Genomic DNA, 17,884 nt, shown 5'->3' with positions numbered 1-17,884 from the left:
CAATTCCTTAGGCCGCGTTTGCCGCCCTGTCCAGCTGCGCGCCCAGCGGTGGTGCCACGAACATCCCAGCCGCCATTGCAACCAGAAAGACCAGCCCGCCCAGCCCGCCATAGCTCAGCGAGGCCATTGCCGGTCCGGGGCACAGCCCGGCCAATCCCCAGCCCATCCCGAACAGAACCGAACCCACGATCAGCCTGCGATCAACCTCGGGCTTGGCAGGGGGTGGAAAGGCTCCGCCGGTCAGGGCGTTTTGGCGACCTGTAGTCATCCGCCATGCCACAAGCATCGGCAGAATGGCACCGGCCATCACAAAGGCCAGCGTCGGATCCCAGTTGCCAAACACATCCAGCCAGCCCTGAACTTTTGTGGTGTCCGTCATGCCCGAAATCAGCAACCCGGCACCGAACAGTGATCCGGCGATCAACGCAATGATAAGACGCATCAGATCACTCCCATCACATGACGCAGCAGCACAAGGGTCACGCCCCCGGCAAGGATATAGAAAACGGTGGCCACGATGCCGCGCAGCGAGAACCGAGAGATCCCGCACACCCCGTGCCCCGAGGTACAGCCATTGGCGATCCGTGTACCGATACCGACCAGCAGCCCTGCCAGAATGACAACACCCAGATTGCTGGTAAGATGCGTCTGAGCCTCGGGCAGGATCAACGGGCGCAGAAGAAGGGGCATTCCGACAAGCCCCGCAATAAAGGCCAGCTTTTCGGCCATGCTCCCCTTGGCGCTGCCATCGACAAGGCCGCCCAGAATGCCGCTTGCGCCCATGATCCTGCCATTGCCCAGCAGGTAAACCGCCCCGGCCAGACCGATCACCAGACCGCCGCACAGCCCCCAGATCCACTCTATATTCATGTGGGAATTCCCTTTGTGATTTGTTGTTCCCGCTTCACAGCTTGTTGACCGGCAATTTCAGGAAAACATCGCCCTGTTCATCCGCCGGGGGCATCTGACCGGCCCGCATGTTAACCTGCAAAGACGGCAGGATCAGCCGCGGCATGGCCAGCGTGGCGTCCCGCGCGTCGCGCATTTCCACGAATTCTTCGATGCTGCGCCCCTGTCCGATATGGACGTTTAGCGCCTTTTGTTCACCTACCGTTGTCTCCCACGCGTATTCGTCGCGGCCCGGAGCCTTGTAATCATGCCCGACATAGATGCGGGTGTTGTCCGGCAGCGACAGTATCTTCTGGATCGACTGGAACAGCGTAGCCGACGATCCTCCGGGGAAATCACAACGTGCGGTACCAAAATCGGGCATGAACAGTGTGTCACCGACAAATGCGGCGTCGCCAATCACATAGGTCATGCAAGCCGGTGTGTGACCCGGCGTATGCAGCACGTCGCCCCGCATCTGGCCGATGTGAAAACTGTCGCCTTCCTTGAACAGCGCATCAAACTGGCTGCCATCGCGCTGAAACTCGGTTCCTTCGTTGAAAACCTTGCCGAACGTGTCCTGCACGGTGACGATCTGATCGCCAATCCCGATCTTGCCGCCCAGCTCCTGTTGCAGATAGGGGGCCGCCGACAGGTGATCGGCATGGACATGGCTTTCCAGAATCCACTCGACCTTAAGGTCCTGCGCGCGCACAAAATCGATGATCTTGTCCGCCGAGGTTGTCGACGTCCGCCCCGAGGCATGGTCGAAATCCAGCACGCTGTCGATGATGGCGCAGGCCCGCCCCTGAGGTTCATGAACCACATAGGAAACCGTGAAGGTCTGCTCGTCAAAAAACGCTTTCACTTTCGGTGTCATGATCTTCTCCGTTTCGGTCACGCATATCATATATGTGAATTGGAATGTGATGCAATATCGAACCTGAATTTGATGCCGGTCAAAGCAACCGCTGAAATCCTGGCTTAATCTTTAGCCTATCCGCGTCAGATTGCCGAAACTTCGACCATGGCAGGCAATTTCCCGCACAAGGTTACGATATTATCTGCGGGTCGCAATCCCGTTACGTATATTGGGGATACTGGCGCCACTTGGGAGGATGGTTATGACACCGACTGGTCTTTATTCCGAAGCCGAGCAGCTTGAACGTAAGCTTGTAAACGCGGGTCTGGAAACGCGTTTGGCGCTTCAGCCGAGTGTAAGTAAGATTGTTGACCGAATGCGGCAGCAGGGGATGGAGGTGCCTTCGCGCTTGCGTCGTCTGGATGCGGCCTTGTGCGAAGACGCGATTGAAGCGCAGTTTGATAACTTGCCGGTGTGAACCGGATGGTCATCCAAGGGATATCCCGAGGATGACCAGCATCAATCCAAGCACGGACAGAAACAGCGAGGCCAGGTTCCAGGGCAGGACCCCCTGAACCACCGCGCGCAGCTCGTCATCCGACAGACCGGCCTTGCGTGCCCGCATCACGCGAAGAATGCACCAGACCAGACCGGCAAGCCCGGCAACAGACAGGGCCGCACCGCCCCAGGTGATGAATTCAAACATGGTTCCCCGCATATCCTCGTGAACTGATCACGCGCTTAACGGATCGGTTGGGGTCATACAAGTGCGCCGGCCCAATGGGTGCTTGCGACCCGGGCGGCAGCACTGTATCCGGCATTCCACACCAGGGTTTCAGCCTCTGGAACAGGCGCGTCAGGCAGGTGCCCCCGATGATCGGGCCACCGCCGTTCACTGCCAACAACAGGCTGTCCACTTCTGGTTGCAGGTCCATAACCGGGAACAAAAAAGATGAGCATGTCTGAAGAAACAGAAGCAAATTACAAGGTCACCGCGGGCGAGCTGCGCCAGTTTGTGGAACGTATCGAGCGCCTTGAGATGGAAAAGAAAGACATCGCCGACCAGATCAAAGAGGTCTACGCCGAAAGCAAGTCGCGCGGTTATGACGTAAAGGCCCTGCGCAGCATCATTTCCCTCAGAAAAAGGGACAAGGATGACATCGCCGAGCAAGAGGCCGTTATCGAAATGTACAAAGAAGCGCTGGGCATGACCTAAGCCCGACCGCCACGAAACACGCTCCGCCGCAGTCCATCCCCTGGTCTGCGTAGCGGAGAAATATCAGGGTCAGACTCCCCTGTTCCGGGGCCTTCAACGGCAGCTATCATTTCATTTTGCGTGGTCGGTTTCGTCCGACGCCAAGTGATCAGAGCCTTCGCGCGATCCCGCAGGCACTGCACTTGACGCCTCCGGGCTGTATCGAACCGCCCATAAACTAAACTCGAACCACTATAGCCTCTGAAACGCCTATGGCCAAAGGCGCCGACCCGCGTGATGAACCTGATCGGAACACCCGCATTGATTGCCGCAATGAAGGCATAGGCCGTTTCTACGGCCGGAAAACCAGCCGCCGCACCGGTCCCATCAACCTAGACGGGCCAAAACAGCCACTAAGGTCGTTTTGCAACCGAAACTGAGAAATCTAGGGAAAACTCCGCGCCAAAACTCAAATCCTCAGAAACAGACAGAATGCTGCGCGTTTCCACACAGCCTCCGGACAATGCAGACGTCTTTCGGCTCGGATGAATTAAATAAAAGTGGTCAAGCTGGGAACTCCACTTGATTCAGAACCATACCACTTGGTAACTAACTTCATTGAGTTGCGTGGCGCTCTTTTTCCGGCCAGAATTCATCCACAACGACATATGCGATAATTACAAAGAAGGCGGCACTAGCAACTTGTAATACTCGAGTGATGCTCTTGACGTCAGCCTCGTCTGAAAATGGTGCAACAGACCCACCATACACAATCAGAGCCGTTGTAATAGCAGAGCCGGCGGCAGCTGCGAGCGGGACTTGAGATTTTCCAAGTGCTCCGAGGGTCAGACAGAAGAAAAAACATAGCAGAACGGGTGTCAGAATAACCGGAGCTATTACGTTTATTTCATAGCATATGATGGATACTGCCGCCCCAAGAAGGTTTGCCGTCAGCATAGCTTTTGCAACGGTTTTGCCTGCGGCAGGCATAGCCGCAAGTTGCTGGCTCAGCAGAGCGACAAAAAACAGAACCAGCAATGCGGACGCTCCGGAAATAAAGAACGCCATAGCAAACGGAACTGTTACAAGCGACATCCTGACAATTCGGCGATGGGGGTCGAAGTCCGGCGACGTTGCTGCCTTCTTTTGAGCCGCCGTTTGAGGTTCAGCGGGTATCAACACGAACATCAGCGTCGATACGAAGCCTGCAAAAAGCAGGTTCAACGGTATCCAATACACGAGCACCAAAGCCAGATTCTGAGATTGCAGAACCAGGTTTGGAATCATCAAGGCCCCCATGAGGGCGATGACACCCGGCAATACTCCGGCACCAGAAACTGACCAAATGAACGACAGGATTATTCCAATGGCCACGAGGATGAGGAACACAAGAGGATATGGCGAGAAGATTGACGAGACCAGGAAGGAAATGAACATCAATCCAATTGAAAAGACAAACAACTTAGCAAATGCTGCCAAAGGCAAAGCGGCAGGCGCTTGAAGAAAAAGGGCAGTGAAAACCGCCCCGACGACGGCGAGTGGCCACCCGAGAAACAGGCCCAATGTAAATACACCGGTAACACCTAGCGCAAGCCGGGTGACAGAGCGCCGGTCCTCAGTACGCATAGGACAGAATTGATACCACGCGGATGTAGGTACGGCCCACGAGGTTCAGCAACGAGTTGTCACTAAGATACATAATCACATCGGCCTGCCCGTTCAGTTGGAAACGAAGATCATCTTCAGCACTACCAGCTTCATAGCCGGGCAAGATAATCCTGACCGGGAACCTTTCCGGCTCACGCAAAAATCCCTTTGTGCTTGGTGGGCTAGCCAATTTTCCGGGTTCATCACCGCCACTCAAAGACACAGCAGCACTGAAGCTCTCAATGACGCCCGTAACAATTTGACCGGGATGCATATCCAACACTACATCAACCGGAGACCCCACCGAAGCTCTTCCCAAGTTGTTCTCGGTAAAGTACGCCTCGATCCAAATGTCGGTTGCATCCAGAAATGTCAGAAGATCTTGGCCGGATCTCGCATACGTTCCGGGGGCTATCAGCAGATTCGAGATTATACCTGTCGCCGGAGCACGCAGTTCAGTCCATTCAAGGTTTAGTTCTGCATCCGCCAAGGCCGCCAACGCGCGCTGGATTTTCGGGTTATCAATCCCGTCAACACCAAGCCGCTGCTTCGCCTTTTCAAGATCTGCTTTTGCGTTCTCAAAGTTCGCCTCGGACTGTGCCAGTTGCCCTCGGGCATCATCGGCCTTTGAGACGGCAATCAACCCTTTCTTTTCAAGCGCAAACACACGCTCCGTCTGCAGACGCATGGTGTCGAGATCACTCTGCGCCCTTGCCAGTTTGGCTTGCGCGCCGCTTACTTCCGCTGACGACGCTCCCACTTCCTGAGTGGCTGCCTCGAGATCGGCTTCGGCTTTGTCGCGATCAATTTCGTAAGGTCTGGCATCAATCCGAACTAGAACGTCTCCTGCCGAAACGACCTGACCGTTTTCAACAAGAACCTCGGTCACCGTCCCAGTGACCTGCGGAACGATCTGGGTCGCCACGGCCTTTACTCTGGCGTTCCCGGTGAAAGGTGTCTTGCGGTCAGCGACCAGATACCAGACGAGAAAGATGAGAATGACAGCCAATGTAGACCAGATCGTTTTCCTCATTTCGCCACTCCTTCAGCGGCGTTTTCGGTGCCCGGTGAGGCGTCGATCCAGACTTTGAACAACTCATAGAAGACAGCAAACAAAACGGGGCCCATGAAAATGCCGATTAAGCCATAGGCCATCATGCCTCCTAGCACCCCGATGAGGATCACAAGCATGGGCGTATCAAGGCCTTTTGAGATAAATACGGGCCGCAGGAAGCTGTCCATAATTGTTACGGGAATCGCCAGTATGGTGAAGATCAAAGCTGTACCTCCGGACATGGAACTCCATGCGTAGATGATAACAGGCAAAAGAACCAAGCCGGGTCCAATCTGGATGATCGAGAGGATCAGGCAGATGAACGCCAGCGTGGCGGCCGAGCCAATCCCGAACAGCACCAACAATACCCAAACGACCACCGCTTGAATCGCTGCAACGCCGATTACACCCTTTGTTACATTACGGATCGTTGCCCCCGCCAATGTTACGAATTCACCGCCACGCGGCGCAAATACACGGTTTGCAAAGTGCTGAAGGCCCTGAACCAGATTCGGCCCTGGGCTAAACAAAGCCCCCATTATCAATACCGACAATGCAAGGCCGAGAAGTCCAATTCCGATCCCCAGCACCTTTCCAAATAAGGATTTAGTGATCTCAAGAATCTGGGCGCCGTATTTTGCAAGCGCACCGTCCAGATTCCGTTCGAACATTCCCCAGACATCGGCAATTTTTCCTCCGACTAGCGGTAGTTCCTTGATACCTTCGGGCGCTGGGGGGATTTTCAATTCACCCCTGTCTGCTTGTTCCGCGAATTCAGACCCAAGTTCTGCGGCACCAGACACCGCAGTTGCGACTGGCCCGAGGGTCAGAACAAGACCCATCAAAACCAAGATCGTCGCTGTAAGCTTCTTTCGGCCTCCTAACTTGGACTGCATCCAATTAAATACCGGGTAAAGCGCCACACAGAGGATCGTTGCCCAGATAACTACGCTTGCAAGCGGGGCCACCATGACCAGAGCGCTGTAAAGGAATAGTCCGAGAAAGAGCAATCGTATCGCCAGATCGACAATCTTCGCGTCCTGGGTCTTTTCCATTCCATCCCTCCACTAGCTGTTTTCTGAACATTACACTCAAAAAGCAAAATATGTATATATGTTTTAGTTTTATGCGTCCGCCTATCAGCTTGAAGACACAAGTGGATCTGGGGCGCGGCCTGAGGTGCCTAGTCAAACTAATACCTGCGCATGAACTCAGTTTGGCTGAATTGGGTATAATCTATTTATCCGTTTTTTCGTCGTCTTGAGACAAGATCGTATCTGCCACCGTGGTAGCTGCTGTCACGAAGACACCGAGGCCCACGATGATGTATACCATTGTGAAGATTTTTCCTGCCGCAGTTTCAGGGGAGAAGTCACCAAACCCTACGGTCGAAATTGTCACTACAGAAAAGTAGATTGAGTCGAGCCAACTCCAACCTTCGACAAAGTGGTAAAAGACCGAGGCCCAAAAAATCATTCCAATTGTGAAGGCAAGGATGCCCTTAACTCTACCGTCCTTGAAAGCGACGCCTATCCCTCGTGTTATTCTGGTTAGTGAATTCATCTTGTCCTCGTTGATTGAAGAATTCACATATAGCAGTAATTACATGAATGTGGGGAATAGAAGGAATCTGATTGCCTGTAGTTTGGAAGATGTGTCCAGCAGCCATAGTCAAAGCTCATGCAACGTGTCCGTTTCTGGCTTTTGAAATCCACTTCAAACCAGCTGTTTAGAAACTGGGTGTGCCGGGTTTTGTTGCACAATTGCGCTTAGGGATTCACTCCATGAATCCAAGTTGATAGCTGGAGAGTATGAGCAGTTGGTCCCCTACGAAGTACAAGACCAAGAACTGACCGTCGTACAACACGGCGTTGAAGCAGCGCGGTTCACTATCGATCTGGTTTGATCCTGAGATGGCAAGGTATGCGCCTGCGACGGGCAAGTGCGGTCGTCAGCCAGAGTTCAGCGATGCAGCGATCCAGGTTTGTCTGATGCTGAAGGTGCTGTTCGGCATGCCTCTTCGCCAGACGACAGGGTTCGTTTAAAGCCTGTTGCGCCCAGCAGGGCTTGACCGGAAAGTTCCGGACTTCTTACCCTCTGTCGTCACCAGAAGACGTTGAACGTCTCTATCCCATACCGCGGTGGAACTGGGCCGTTGCACCTGTTGATCGACGCGACCGGGATCAAAGCTGAGGGCGAAGGTGAGTGGAACGCCCGCAAACATGGCGGCAGTAAAAAAGCGCCTGTGGCGTAAGCTTCATCTCGGAATAGATGAAGAAACACTGGAGATCCGCGCGGTTGATGTCACGACAAGCAACATCGGCGATGCCCAAAGCCGCGCAGAGACAAAGATGAACTGCGTCAAACTCCTTGGCCAAGGCATCATGGCCCGAGACTTCAATCGGCAGGTTGCCGAGTTCTAGGTCCGGATTGCGGTGCTCAACCGCTGCACAGCTCTTGGCATAACCAACACTGAGCCCGTAGCATAAATCCGTCCGGGGAAAGGGGAAGTGTGCTCACCCCCTGATTTGTGCAACAAGGCCGGTGTGCCGCACAAACAGAGCGTTGGTCATTTACCCGATTCTTAGACGTTCGACCAAATCGGCGAGAGTGCCAGCTATACGGTCAAGGTCATTTACAGTTCAGAATAGTAGCCGACCATATATTTCATTAACTTATTGATCAAATGGTCTAGGTTGCCCACGGGATGAAACGGAATATTAGGAGAAAGCCTTGCGATACGTTGCGAAAGGTATGTTGATTTGTTGCGCTGTCGCGTTTGTCGCTGTGTTGGCAGCTTGGCTTTTCCTGTCTTCCGCGTTGTTTTCCTCTGTCAGGAAAACTTTCGTTGAAAATCTGATCTCTAAGAAACTTGGTCAAGAGGTTAGAATTGAAGATGAAGTGCGTCTGGGTCTTGGTCGGCAATTGCAGGTATCAGCGGCGGGGCTGGTATTGCCTGGACCTCCGAATGCTGATGTGAACTTGGCAGCAATCGATGAAATTGAGTTTGAAGTTTCCGCGCGCGACCTCTGGAACAGTAAACTTTCGCTGAGTGACCTTTCTCTCTTGGGGGTTCACCTGAACCTGATCACAGACAAAGCAGGCGTCGGAAACTGGCAGTCCATTTCCCAAGCGGACGTTAATGCCGGGAAACCTGCAAAATCTCCGAAACTGCCAGTAGCTGGAATTCTATCGGACCACAAAATTGACCTGACTAATGTTGCCGTTCTTTACCGGAACGATCTAAACGGGCTTGAGTTGAATCTGCAGCTGCCTGAGTTGCTTTTGAAGCGTGATACGGAAACCGACGTTGCGACCGCAGTTGGGACTGGTTCGCTAAACGGAGAGAGTTTTGATCTGAACGGGACATTTCCCGCGGAAGACCCGTTTCAGGTTGCAGTGAACTTCGAACAGATCTCGATTGCCGCTCAGGAAGTCCCTCAAGAGAACGGGTTACAAGTGAAAACGACCTTAGATGTTGCCGAACTTGGCCAGTTTCTCGATATCCTGAAGCTAAACCGCGTTTTGGAAGGTACTGGGAATATTGGTGCAACGTTCAAATCAGTTGACGGCGTAGCACGAATTGACGACCTATCTGTATCGGCTGAATTAGAAGGCGGACAAAGCCTTTCGCTGACGGGGCAGGTCGGAGAATTGGGAAACCCGGAAGACGTATCGCTGACAACCCGCATTAGGTTGTACCCTGAAGATGCTGAACCAGCCCCTGCCGCATCGCGATATGATCTTAAACTTATCGCGGTCGACATGGTTATTGACAGCGTGCCCGGGCAGGTTCCGCAGCGACAAATGGTTATTGAGACCAACGGCTTCACGTTGGACACGTCTGGCGAAGGCCCGCCCCCGATAGAGTTCTCCGAGCTCTCTAGAACACCCGAAGGCGCCTTAAGGGTCGGGAGCATCAACCTGAGAATTGGGGAACCCGCCAATCCGTTTATCATTTTGAAAGGTTCGGTCGATGACGCGCTTCAGGTGCAAGGAATATCAGCCGAAGGCCTAATGGATATTCATGCAAGCAGTTTGATCTCACCAGAACTCCTAGGACCGGACGACCAACTCGGCAGGTTTTCCGGCGGCTTCCATTTGAACGGTGACATCAATCAGCTTTCGCTGACGAATTTGGATGCAAAGACAAGCGAAACGGAAGTCTGGAACCTCGAGGTGCATGGCACTGTTAAAAACGTACTTAAATTCGAGGACCTGGATTTGGCCATTGATGTCGCAGTCCCATCCGGAGCGGACCTATTGGAGGCTCTATCGCTTGAACGCGTGGAAACTGGGCAGGCTCGCCTTGAAATAGACATCGTTAGTGAAGGCACCGATTGGAACGCGAGTGCCAACGTCGAGGTTGCCGACTCGGTCTTGCAAATTGTGGCCGATCTTGATGATGCGACAAGTGACCCTGTACTGCAGGGTTCCATAGAGAGTGACCTGATAAAGGTAGATCAGATCCGAACCATCGTTCAGGCTGCTGCACAGTTGAGGAAAATAGGCGGTCCAGAGCCGGAAGAGAAAGAAACTAAGCAAGAAGACGAGCGCGACCAAGGTGCGCTAAGAGATGTAACGCTTAAACCTATCGGGCGTTCAATTCTCTTGTCCGGTATGGATATGGATGTCGACATCGACCTTCGGCACATAGAGGGTGCCAAGGGCATCAGCAGTTTGCAGAGCGAACTGACGCTCAACAAAAACGAGCTGAAGGCTGGGCCTTTGAAGTTTGAATACGGGGGCGCAAATTTTGACGTCAGCGGGCAAATGGATCTATCAAACGACGCGCACCTGCTCACGTTGACCGGCAAAGCAGGTGGCTGGCAGTTGGAGGATATTCTTCACAATCTGAACTTCAAGAAAGGCGCGAGCGGTAAGATCTATACAGACTTTTCGGTGACAGGGGGAACCGATTCACCTAAGCATTTTACTAACACTATGAGCGGCAACGCCACAGTGTCACTGCGTGATGGCTCGATCGAAACTCAGCTTTTAGATCTGGCAGGGTTAGGGCTGCTACCTTGGGTGTTTACCAAGGAAAAACAGAAGGTAGCTCCAATTGTATGTTTGCGAGCGCCGATTAGTATTTCCAATGGGAACCTCTCGACGAAACAAACCACGTTGGAAACAGATCACGTCCAGGTTGTCGTCTTTGGTGCTGTTGATTTGGCGGGCAAGGCCTTGGACCTAAATCTACAACCCCGCAAAATCGGAGAGCCTCTTTCGAGAAGTCCGTGGCCAGTGACTTTAAAGGGCCCGCTGGCTAAGCCGAAGGTTAAGGTCAAAGACGGACCAAAAAGACTGAAACGATCGGATGGTGCGGACAAAATGCCGACAAAAAGAAAGCTATGCGTTCCGGATATCTTGCAATTGCAGTAGCGGCGGGGGCCGACAGAGAAAGAACAAATCTAGGGTTTAAGAAGCAGACAATTCTTCCGAAAAACCGCACGTTCTTTATCACTTTAACCAATGCCGAAAGCAACGATTCCGCATTCTGCGTCTGGCTGAACTTTGACCCAAACAGCTCAATTGATGTCTCGGGGCAAAGTTATGCGTTCCAGGTTGCCATGTCCCTACGGTCAGGACTCACAACCAAAAGATGACGGTCGCGGCAAGGCATATGGCGGACAGGAACAAGTCACCGCACCTGTCATAGCGCGTCGCGATACGGCGCCAGTCTTTCAATCTGGCAAACAGATTCTCGATGCGATGGCGCTGACGATATAGCTTGGCGTCATGTTCAGCCGGATTTCTTCGACCACGTCGCGCCAGTATGCAGGCCTCGGTGCCGCGTTCGGCAAGCGCCTCACGGAACCAGTCTGCATCATACCCTTTGTCTGCCAAGAGTGATTTGGCTCGTGGAAGGCTGCCCAGCAACACCATAGCACCCTTTGCATCGCTCATCTGGCCGGATGAGAGGAAGAACGTCAGTGGCCTTCCACGTCTGTCGCAGACCGTGTGCAGTTTGCTGTTCAAACCGCCCTTTGTGCGACCGATGGCACGCGTTCGAGCCCCCCCTTTTGAGAGGCTTGACGCTGTTCGGTGTGCCTTCAGGTGAGTGCTGTCGATCATGATGGTTTCACCATCCTGTCCTGGCTGAGCCAGTTCCCTAAAGATACGGGCAAAGATACCCATGCGGGACCATCTCACAAAACGATTGTAGAGCGTCTTGTGCGACCCATAATCCGCCGGAGCGTCTCGCCACCGAAGGCCGTTTCGAATGACATGGATGATACCGCTAAGCACCATTCGGTCGTCGGATCGTCCACCCCCGCGAGGTTTCGGGAAAAGGTGTTTGATGCGGTTCACGTGGTCTGACTTATGCCAAAACAGATGCGACATGTGCATTCCTCCCGTCGCCCTTGAATCACGGGCTTACGCCGGTTGGAACCGCCATATCGAACGTCAAGAAAGCCGACTTTTCCGCCGTCTGACGGAAGGGGCAACCGTTAGCAAAACACAGCGCCAATTTCCAAAGCCCGCGTTCGGTTGGAGCTCATTTAACGGAGAGTAGAGCGCTAATCCCCTGCTCGATGCGTCCTGCGACAGGCTCCGCAAGCGGGATCGAACGCAGGAAATATTCTGGGTCGACCCCGGCCTCGAAGAATGCCGCCAGAGCCTTTTTCCCCATATCTATTCGCCCGGCCATTGCATGCATGGCGGCAATCAGCATCCAGTCGTACAGATTGTCACGGCCATCCACCTCGCTGATCATATCCGAGGCCACCTCGTATTCGCCCCGCATGAAGGGATCGAGCGCACAAGGGATGTTGATCCAGATTGGCAGTAGCGGGTTGTGTTCTCTTGCGCCTTCGATCATGGCTGTCGCTTCTCGCGTGTCCCCGATTGCGGCGAGCCAACCTCCCACCATCGCAGTCAACAACGTGGCATTCGGGTTCGCCTCGATAGCGCGCTCTATCAGGTTTGCGTACCGGGTGTTCTCACCGTGGAATCGCGCGAAACTCGCAGCGGCGTAGAGAGCTTCCTGACAATTAGGTGCCAACGCGATGGCCGTTTCTGCATGGCTCCTTCCATCGGAGACAACATCTTCCGCAGACCGGGCGCCCAAAGCTGCTTCCTCGATTAGTGCAATGGCCTTGAGCGCGTGGGCCAACCCGCTCGAAGGATTGTCGCGTAGCGCGGTGTCGATGAGGTCACTGAACTCTTCGAGACTGGATCGGCGTGAAGTCCGCATGTGTGCATGAAACGCCAGAAGGGCCTCAAAGACACCTGCATCTTCCGCACGCCTCCCGGAGTATTGCGCATTGAGATCTTCGGCGACTGCGCCGTAGGCGTCCGCCATACGGGTCGCGCATTGCCGCGCAATTTGTTCCTGCACATCGAAGGGATCTTCTGAATCGCCGGAAACGCGAAACCTGTCGGACCAGACTAAAGCTTTTCCAGGGTTTCGGTCGAGTTGAACTGACACACGCAGGCTCCCACCAGCCTCCCGGACATTGCCTCTCAAGATGTAGTCTGAGCTCTCTATAAGTTCTTGTTGCCCTATCTCCCGCGTAGAGTGGTCGGTGTGCCAACCTGACAACACTTTGATCTGGCCAAAGCGGGCGAGCTCGAGCGCGATCTCCTCAGGCAACCCTTCTCGGAAAATCAGGGCTTTTTCGGAGTCCGCACCTTCAAACTGCAAGATTGCGAGTGTTGGTAGTCCACGAGGGATTCTTTTTAGGATTTTGCTTTCCTCTACCGCGCGCCGCACGAACTGCGGGCGATACCTGCCCTTCGGAACAGTGATTATGATCTCGTCGGCGACACCAGCCGTCAGGTAGTAGTGTTCAATTGCCTTGCGCAGCTTGATCGCTTCGATCCGGACAATGGAGTCATTGTTTGAGTCGAAATCGGCGCCGCGTCCGAAGATATCCATCGCAAGAGCAGTGCCCTTCAGGTATTCGCCCCGACCCTCAAGTTCTTCGGTAACAATGTGGGCGAGGAATTTCTGTATCCTTGGGCCAGCCGTAAAGTCAGGCGATGCCAGGATTTGCTCAAGTTGTTGGGCTATCTCTTCGTTGCTCGGTTGGTCTCTCATGGTCAGCCTCTGTAGCTTCAACCCCTAAACTCTAAGCCGCAAGCCCGCGCTTGCAACCTGTTTGCAAAATTGCTCCCCATCGGGTGGATCGGTTGGCGTTCGGCTCTGATCGCCCAACTGTTGTTAACAGTTGTCGACGTCCCGCTTCATCACACCGTTGGCTAAGTCCCAATCATCGAAAACGCGGGCAGATCCGCAAAAGCCGAAGGGAAACAGAAAGATGAAAGCCTCCAACACCAAGAACCGCTCCTGGACCTCCACCGCCATCACCGCCATCCTGGCTGCCACTGTGACCACCACTGCCGTCACAGCCAATGCTTGTTCGCGCTTCGTTGCCGACACGGACCATGGCACAATCGTGACCCGTTCGCTGGACTGGGGCGGCAGCCGTCTTGGCGCCTATGCCCGTGTCCACCCGGAGGGCGAAGCCCGCGCTTCCTCTGATGTTGCCGAATACGCCAACGTAAAGGAATGGACCGTCAAGTATCACACGGTTGCCATGGAAGAGCACGAGACATTCCACGGTGTCACCGCCGAGGCAATCAACGACCAGGGCCTGAGCGCCATGGGCCTTTACATGAACGACTCCAAACCGTTCGTTACCGAGCACAAGGATAGCGGTGCGCCAGCGGTCAACATGGCAGACCTGACGACATTCATCGCCGAGAACTACGCCACCGTGGCCGAGGTCGTCGCCGGACACGAGGCCGGAGATTTCCAGATCGCCTGGGGAGCAAAGATGCGCGGCAGCGACAGCTACCACGGCGTGCACTTCTCGGCGGTCGACAAAAGCGGCCATATCGCACTCTTCCAGCTCAACGAAGGTGGCTTGGAGGTCGTCTACACCGGCGATACCGACAGCGATCTGCGGGTCATGGTCAACAGCCCGCTCCAGCAGGACCAGCGCGAGTACGCCGCCCAATTTGATCTTGCAAACAATCCGTCGGGGCAAGGCATCCCTGCCGACATCGGGTCGGCCAACCGCAATGTCCGGATGCTCTGGACGTCAATGAACCAGGATTACAGCGATCTGAACTACGCCGAAACGCTGGGCCGCATCCAGCAGGCCTTCGATTACTCGGTGACCGTGCCCTTGAACATCCAGGACCCGCAGGACAACGGCGCAGGCGATGACTACCCCACCTGGGTAAGCTTCCAGTACAACTTGGACAATGGGGATATTCGCACCCGCGCCATGGATACGGCTCAGACGATCACTTTCAACATTGAGGACACGAAGGCCTTCGACGGTCCTGTCTGCGCCGACCTCATCCAGCAGGCCAATGATGGCAATGGCGACGTAAAATGGGGGACCTGCAACGCGAACTCCTGAAACTTAGACCGATCCCTCCAAGTATCACATGACAACCGCCGCTCCGGAAATCCGGGGCGGCGGAACATTGCGAGCCTAAATCCCCTGAACCAAGGCAGACCTCTGCCCGAATTGAATAGTTGCAGCTCCTCGCAGCCAGCCGATCACTTTATACGAGCAAGATTTGTAGGTCCTGAGCCTAAGACACGACCATTAATACCAACCCTGGCACTGTCACCACTTACACTGAATTGATCTAGCCAGAGGGCCTTTCACCCAACTTTTTATATACACCGAAATCAATAACGATGACGGCATAAGTGGTTCTTTTGATCTGAAAGCCCAGTTTCAATCAAACCAATCCTACTACCGCAGTAATGCATTTGTGTAGTTTCGTAGATGAACCAGATGAATTGCTATGACCTCACGCTTATTCCAATCCACGTCAGACAACTTGGCGTAGCCGCCGATAAAGCTTGGATAGGTGTTCGCGGGCGAAGGTTTGCACCAGTGGCTTTTTCGGTAGCTTCTTCAAACTTCGCTCAAAATCCCGCAATCCGTTCAATCACCCAAAAGGCGGCTAGACTACCAATGCAGTAACTTGTCACGTGTTCAAGCTGGACCGCTCGCTCTTTTACTGCCGGATAGAGAAGCCGGGCCGCGAACCCAATGGTCAGTACCACAACGATAAACAGGATCTGACCAAGCTCTACCCCGACGTTGAAAGCAAACAGGGCCAGTGGAATGTCCCCTTCAGGCAAGCCGATCTCTCTCAGTGCCCCGGCGAACCCCAGACCATGTATCAAGCCGAATGCGAAAGCGACGATCCAGGGGAAACGCACGGCCAACGGGTCACGGTTCTCCGGTGAAAGCGATAGCTCATGGGCGAGGAACACGATTGAAAGCGCAATCACGGCCTCGACAGGTGGAGGAGGGAGGTTCAGCCAGCCGAGAGTGGCCGAAGCCAACGTGATGCTGTGCGCAACGGTGAACGCCGTGATCGCCCAGAACAACCGACTGCGATCGCGTATCAGCAGCACAAGCGCGAAGACAAAAAGCAGGTGATCAAGGCCTTCGAGGATGTGTGTCACTCCGAGCGCGACATAGCTCGAAAGGATGTCGAGAACCCCAGGATCCTCAGGTACAGTGAATGCGGTTTCGGTCCATGTCAGGCGACGCACCTGCGTCTGTCCGGGTTCCAATTCGTACCGCACTAAGGTTTCCGTTCTGGTCTGCTCCAGCCCGACGATCTCGATCACACCGCCCTCAAGGCCTCCTGGACAGGTGGTTACCCATGCGGTTGTCCAGGCACGTCCATCAAAGGACGGTGACGGAGGCGGCTCATGTGAACAGTTCCCTGGCAGGCGAGCCTCTATGGGCATCATTCGACCGTTCACGTCAGGTGCGCGCCAGGTCACGCGCCAGCGCTCTTGCCCCATGGACGCGAGATCGAGATACCCTGGATCAAGCGCGTGGGCCGGCGCGTATCCCGGCAGACAGATGGCGGAAATGGCGAGCAGAAGTAACAGCAGCCGTTTCATCTGTTCAACACCTCTTCGGCGTTGGGCAAGATAATGGTGTAGCGATCCAGCAGCGCTTGACCGAAGCTTTCGCGCATCTTCTTTGTCTCAGCGGCGAGCCATTCGGCCTTTACGCGGTCGCGGATTTCGGACAGCGGTGGCAGCACGGCGTCCATTCTCTCGATTACCCGCACGAGATGCAGGCCATAGCCGCTCTCGACCGGACCCTGCCATTTTCCGACCGGCAGGTCCGCCAGCGCCTCGTGGAACCCCTCTCCAAATGTGCGGTCGATCACCGGCGAAGGCGTTATCGGAAAGGACTGTGGCAGTAGAGTAGCCGGTCCCAGCGTCGCCGGGTCGGCACCGTTCTCCAGCAGCGCCAGAAGTTCTAAGGTATCCCGATCTCCGGGCACAACGATCTGTTCCAGAGCCATTCGAGCGGTTTGCGTGAACCGTTCCGGGTTTTGGTCCAGATACGTCTGAAGCATGGCCTCATCTGGTTCCACCATCGCGGCGCCGGATTCTGCGAGGAACTTCATCTTCTGGTTCAATCGCTGGCGTATGACCACGTCGCCTTGATCAAGTCCGAGGATCAGCGCCTCGCGGACATAGGCCTCTTCCAGCGCCCACGATTGCATCAAGTTCTCCAACTCCCGGATCGTGGGGGGGCGGTTCCAGGTGGCAATGAAGTTCTGCACCAGTCGGTTTGCCTCGCTCTCGGTCAAGCTGATCATATCGGGGCTGAGCGCAACTGGCTCATCCTCGATCGCCGCGTATGCGGCAAAGATCAGGGCACCAAGCGCGAAGAAATGGACAAGCGGGGAAAGAAGAAGCGTTCGCATGCGTATCATCAGGCCTTCGGGTATCAGTCGCCACAAGGGGGTAAGTTCTACGGTCGGCGATGTGATTGCAAGCTATTACACAAAACCCAAGTAATCTTGAGGCATATACAATCGCCAACCTCGCGACCCTTACCGCCGGATTCCATGCATTCGACGATGATCAAGGGTATCGTGGCACGGAAGCTTTGGCACCAAACGGGCGCCCTTAATCAGACCAGATTTCCAACGCCAAATCTCTATACCAAGCACGACGTCCGTTTGATCTCGGTCATGGGGACTGTTCGACCAAACCGCTAAAATATGGTTTTATGCTAAAACAGAAGCGTTGGGAGGAGAAGACATGGAACAGCAGAGACACGCCGCCGTAAAAAACGCGATTGCCTTGCTCGCAACGACTGTCCTCACTACGGCAATGCCAGCCCATGCGCAGGAATGGACCCCAACTTCGGAACAGCTCGCCGATACCTATCCAGCGCCGGCCTATTCACCCTATGCTGGTCGAACTTTCCCGGAACGG

Annotated in this window: 16 protein-coding genes and 1 pseudogene; 5 read left to right on the top strand and 12 right to left on the bottom strand. The window is 54.5% G+C overall.

Going from position 1 to position 17,884, the window contains the following annotated elements:
* Positions 1-7: 7 nt before the first annotated feature.
* The 3 genes from AC2FNC_RS11125 to AC2FNC_RS11115 are packed head-to-tail and all read right to left on the bottom strand — an operon-like array spanning position 8 to position 1,768.
* Positions 8-442, bottom strand: coding sequence for a DUF6691 family protein (locus AC2FNC_RS11125; RefSeq protein WP_480518974.1), 435 nt, complete (start codon positions 440-442; stop codon positions 8-10).
* On the bottom strand, positions 442-870 hold the full coding sequence (locus AC2FNC_RS11120; protein ID WP_480495067.1) for a YeeE/YedE family protein: 429 nt from the start codon (positions 868-870) through the stop codon (positions 442-444). The genes AC2FNC_RS11125 and AC2FNC_RS11120 overlap by 1 nt, the downstream gene beginning before the upstream one ends.
* Before the next feature lie 34 nt (positions 871-904).
* On the bottom strand, positions 905-1,768 hold the full coding sequence (locus tag AC2FNC_RS11115; RefSeq protein WP_480473612.1) for an MBL fold metallo-hydrolase: 864 nt from the start codon (positions 1,766-1,768) through the stop codon (positions 905-907).
* 244 nt (positions 1,769-2,012) lie between these two features.
* Between AC2FNC_RS11115 and AC2FNC_RS11110 the strand changes: the two genes are divergently transcribed.
* Positions 2,013-2,228 carry a hypothetical protein gene (locus AC2FNC_RS11110; protein ID WP_209505776.1) on the top strand — a complete coding sequence of 72 codons (216 nt, stop codon included), beginning with the start codon at positions 2,013-2,015 and terminating at the stop codon, positions 2,226-2,228.
* 9 nt (positions 2,229-2,237) lie between these two features.
* Here the strand turns inward: AC2FNC_RS11110 and AC2FNC_RS11105 are convergent, their stop codons facing one another.
* A complete protein-coding gene (locus tag AC2FNC_RS11105; RefSeq protein ID WP_209505778.1) occupies positions 2,238-2,456 on the bottom strand; it encodes a hypothetical protein in 219 nt (72 codons plus the stop codon).
* Between the two features lie 246 nt (positions 2,457-2,702).
* On the opposite strand from AC2FNC_RS11105, the gene AC2FNC_RS11100 reads away from it, so the two are divergent.
* A complete protein-coding gene (locus AC2FNC_RS11100) occupies positions 2,703-2,966 on the top strand; it encodes a DUF2312 domain-containing protein (protein ID WP_496715350.1) in 264 nt (87 codons plus the stop codon).
* A gap of 594 nt (positions 2,967-3,560) precedes the next feature.
* Here the strand turns inward: AC2FNC_RS11100 and AC2FNC_RS11095 are convergent.
* The 4 genes from AC2FNC_RS11095 to AC2FNC_RS11080 form a co-directional block, all read right to left on the bottom strand.
* Positions 3,561-4,571 (bottom strand): DUF2955 domain-containing protein, encoded by a 1,011-nt coding sequence (locus AC2FNC_RS11095; RefSeq protein WP_480518976.1) that lies wholly within the window; start codon positions 4,569-4,571, stop codon positions 3,561-3,563.
* Positions 4,561-5,625 carry an HlyD family secretion protein gene (locus tag AC2FNC_RS11090; RefSeq protein WP_480518978.1) on the bottom strand — a complete coding sequence of 355 codons (1,065 nt, stop codon included), beginning with the start codon at positions 5,623-5,625 and terminating at the stop codon, positions 4,561-4,563. Before AC2FNC_RS11090 ends, AC2FNC_RS11095 begins: the two co-directional genes overlap by 11 nt.
* Entirely contained in the window at positions 5,622-6,701 is a 1,080-nt protein-coding gene (locus AC2FNC_RS11085; RefSeq protein ID WP_496715348.1) for an AI-2E family transporter, read from the bottom strand. The genes AC2FNC_RS11090 and AC2FNC_RS11085 overlap by 4 nt, the downstream gene beginning before the upstream one ends.
* A 181-nt stretch (positions 6,702-6,882) precedes the next feature.
* Positions 6,883-7,209: a potassium channel family protein gene (locus AC2FNC_RS11080; RefSeq protein WP_480518982.1), complete on the bottom strand. Its 327-nt coding sequence runs from the start codon at positions 7,207-7,209 to the stop codon at positions 6,883-6,885.
* A gap of 308 nt (positions 7,210-7,517) precedes the next feature.
* On the opposite strand from AC2FNC_RS11080, the pseudogene AC2FNC_RS11075 reads away from it, so the two are divergent.
* Positions 7,518-8,135 (top strand): annotated as a pseudogene (locus AC2FNC_RS11075) (IS5 family transposase).
* A gap of 244 nt (positions 8,136-8,379) precedes the next feature.
* A complete protein-coding gene (locus tag AC2FNC_RS11070; RefSeq protein WP_480555614.1) occupies positions 8,380-11,031 on the top strand; it encodes an AsmA family protein in 2,652 nt (883 codons plus the stop codon).
* 207 nt (positions 11,032-11,238) lie between these two features.
* Here the strand turns inward: AC2FNC_RS11070 and AC2FNC_RS11065 are convergent, their stop codons facing one another.
* Both AC2FNC_RS11065 and AC2FNC_RS11060 read right to left on the bottom strand, forming a co-directional pair.
* Positions 11,239-11,994, bottom strand: coding sequence for an IS5 family transposase (locus AC2FNC_RS11065; protein ID WP_496715347.1), 756 nt, complete (start codon positions 11,992-11,994; stop codon positions 11,239-11,241).
* A gap of 154 nt (positions 11,995-12,148) precedes the next feature.
* Positions 12,149-13,693 carry a hypothetical protein gene (locus AC2FNC_RS11060; protein WP_480607771.1) on the bottom strand — a complete coding sequence of 515 codons (1,545 nt, stop codon included), beginning with the start codon at positions 13,691-13,693 and terminating at the stop codon, positions 12,149-12,151.
* A 220-nt stretch (positions 13,694-13,913) separates the two neighbouring features.
* Between AC2FNC_RS11060 and AC2FNC_RS11055 the strand changes: the two genes are divergently transcribed.
* On the top strand, positions 13,914-15,026 hold the full coding sequence (locus tag AC2FNC_RS11055) for a linear amide C-N hydrolase (protein WP_496715346.1): 1,113 nt from the start codon (positions 13,914-13,916) through the stop codon (positions 15,024-15,026).
* A gap of 521 nt (positions 15,027-15,547) precedes the next feature.
* Here the strand turns inward: AC2FNC_RS11055 and AC2FNC_RS11050 are convergent.
* Together AC2FNC_RS11050 and AC2FNC_RS11045 are read right to left on the bottom strand one after the other, a co-directional pair.
* Complete coding sequence (locus AC2FNC_RS11050; protein ID WP_480518992.1) at positions 15,548-16,546, bottom strand: HupE/UreJ family protein; 999 nt, start codon at positions 16,544-16,546, stop codon at positions 15,548-15,550.
* Positions 16,543-17,367 (bottom strand): peptidyl-prolyl cis-trans isomerase, encoded by an 825-nt coding sequence (locus AC2FNC_RS11045; protein WP_480555608.1) that lies wholly within the window; start codon positions 17,365-17,367, stop codon positions 16,543-16,545. The genes AC2FNC_RS11050 and AC2FNC_RS11045 overlap by 4 nt, the downstream gene beginning before the upstream one ends.
* Between the last annotated feature and the right edge of the window lie 517 nt (positions 17,368-17,884).

The organism is Ruegeria sp. BHSA123, assembly GCF_059613425.1.
The sequence above is the reverse complement of the archived record's forward strand: the minus strand, read 5'-3'. Positions and strand labels throughout refer to the sequence as shown.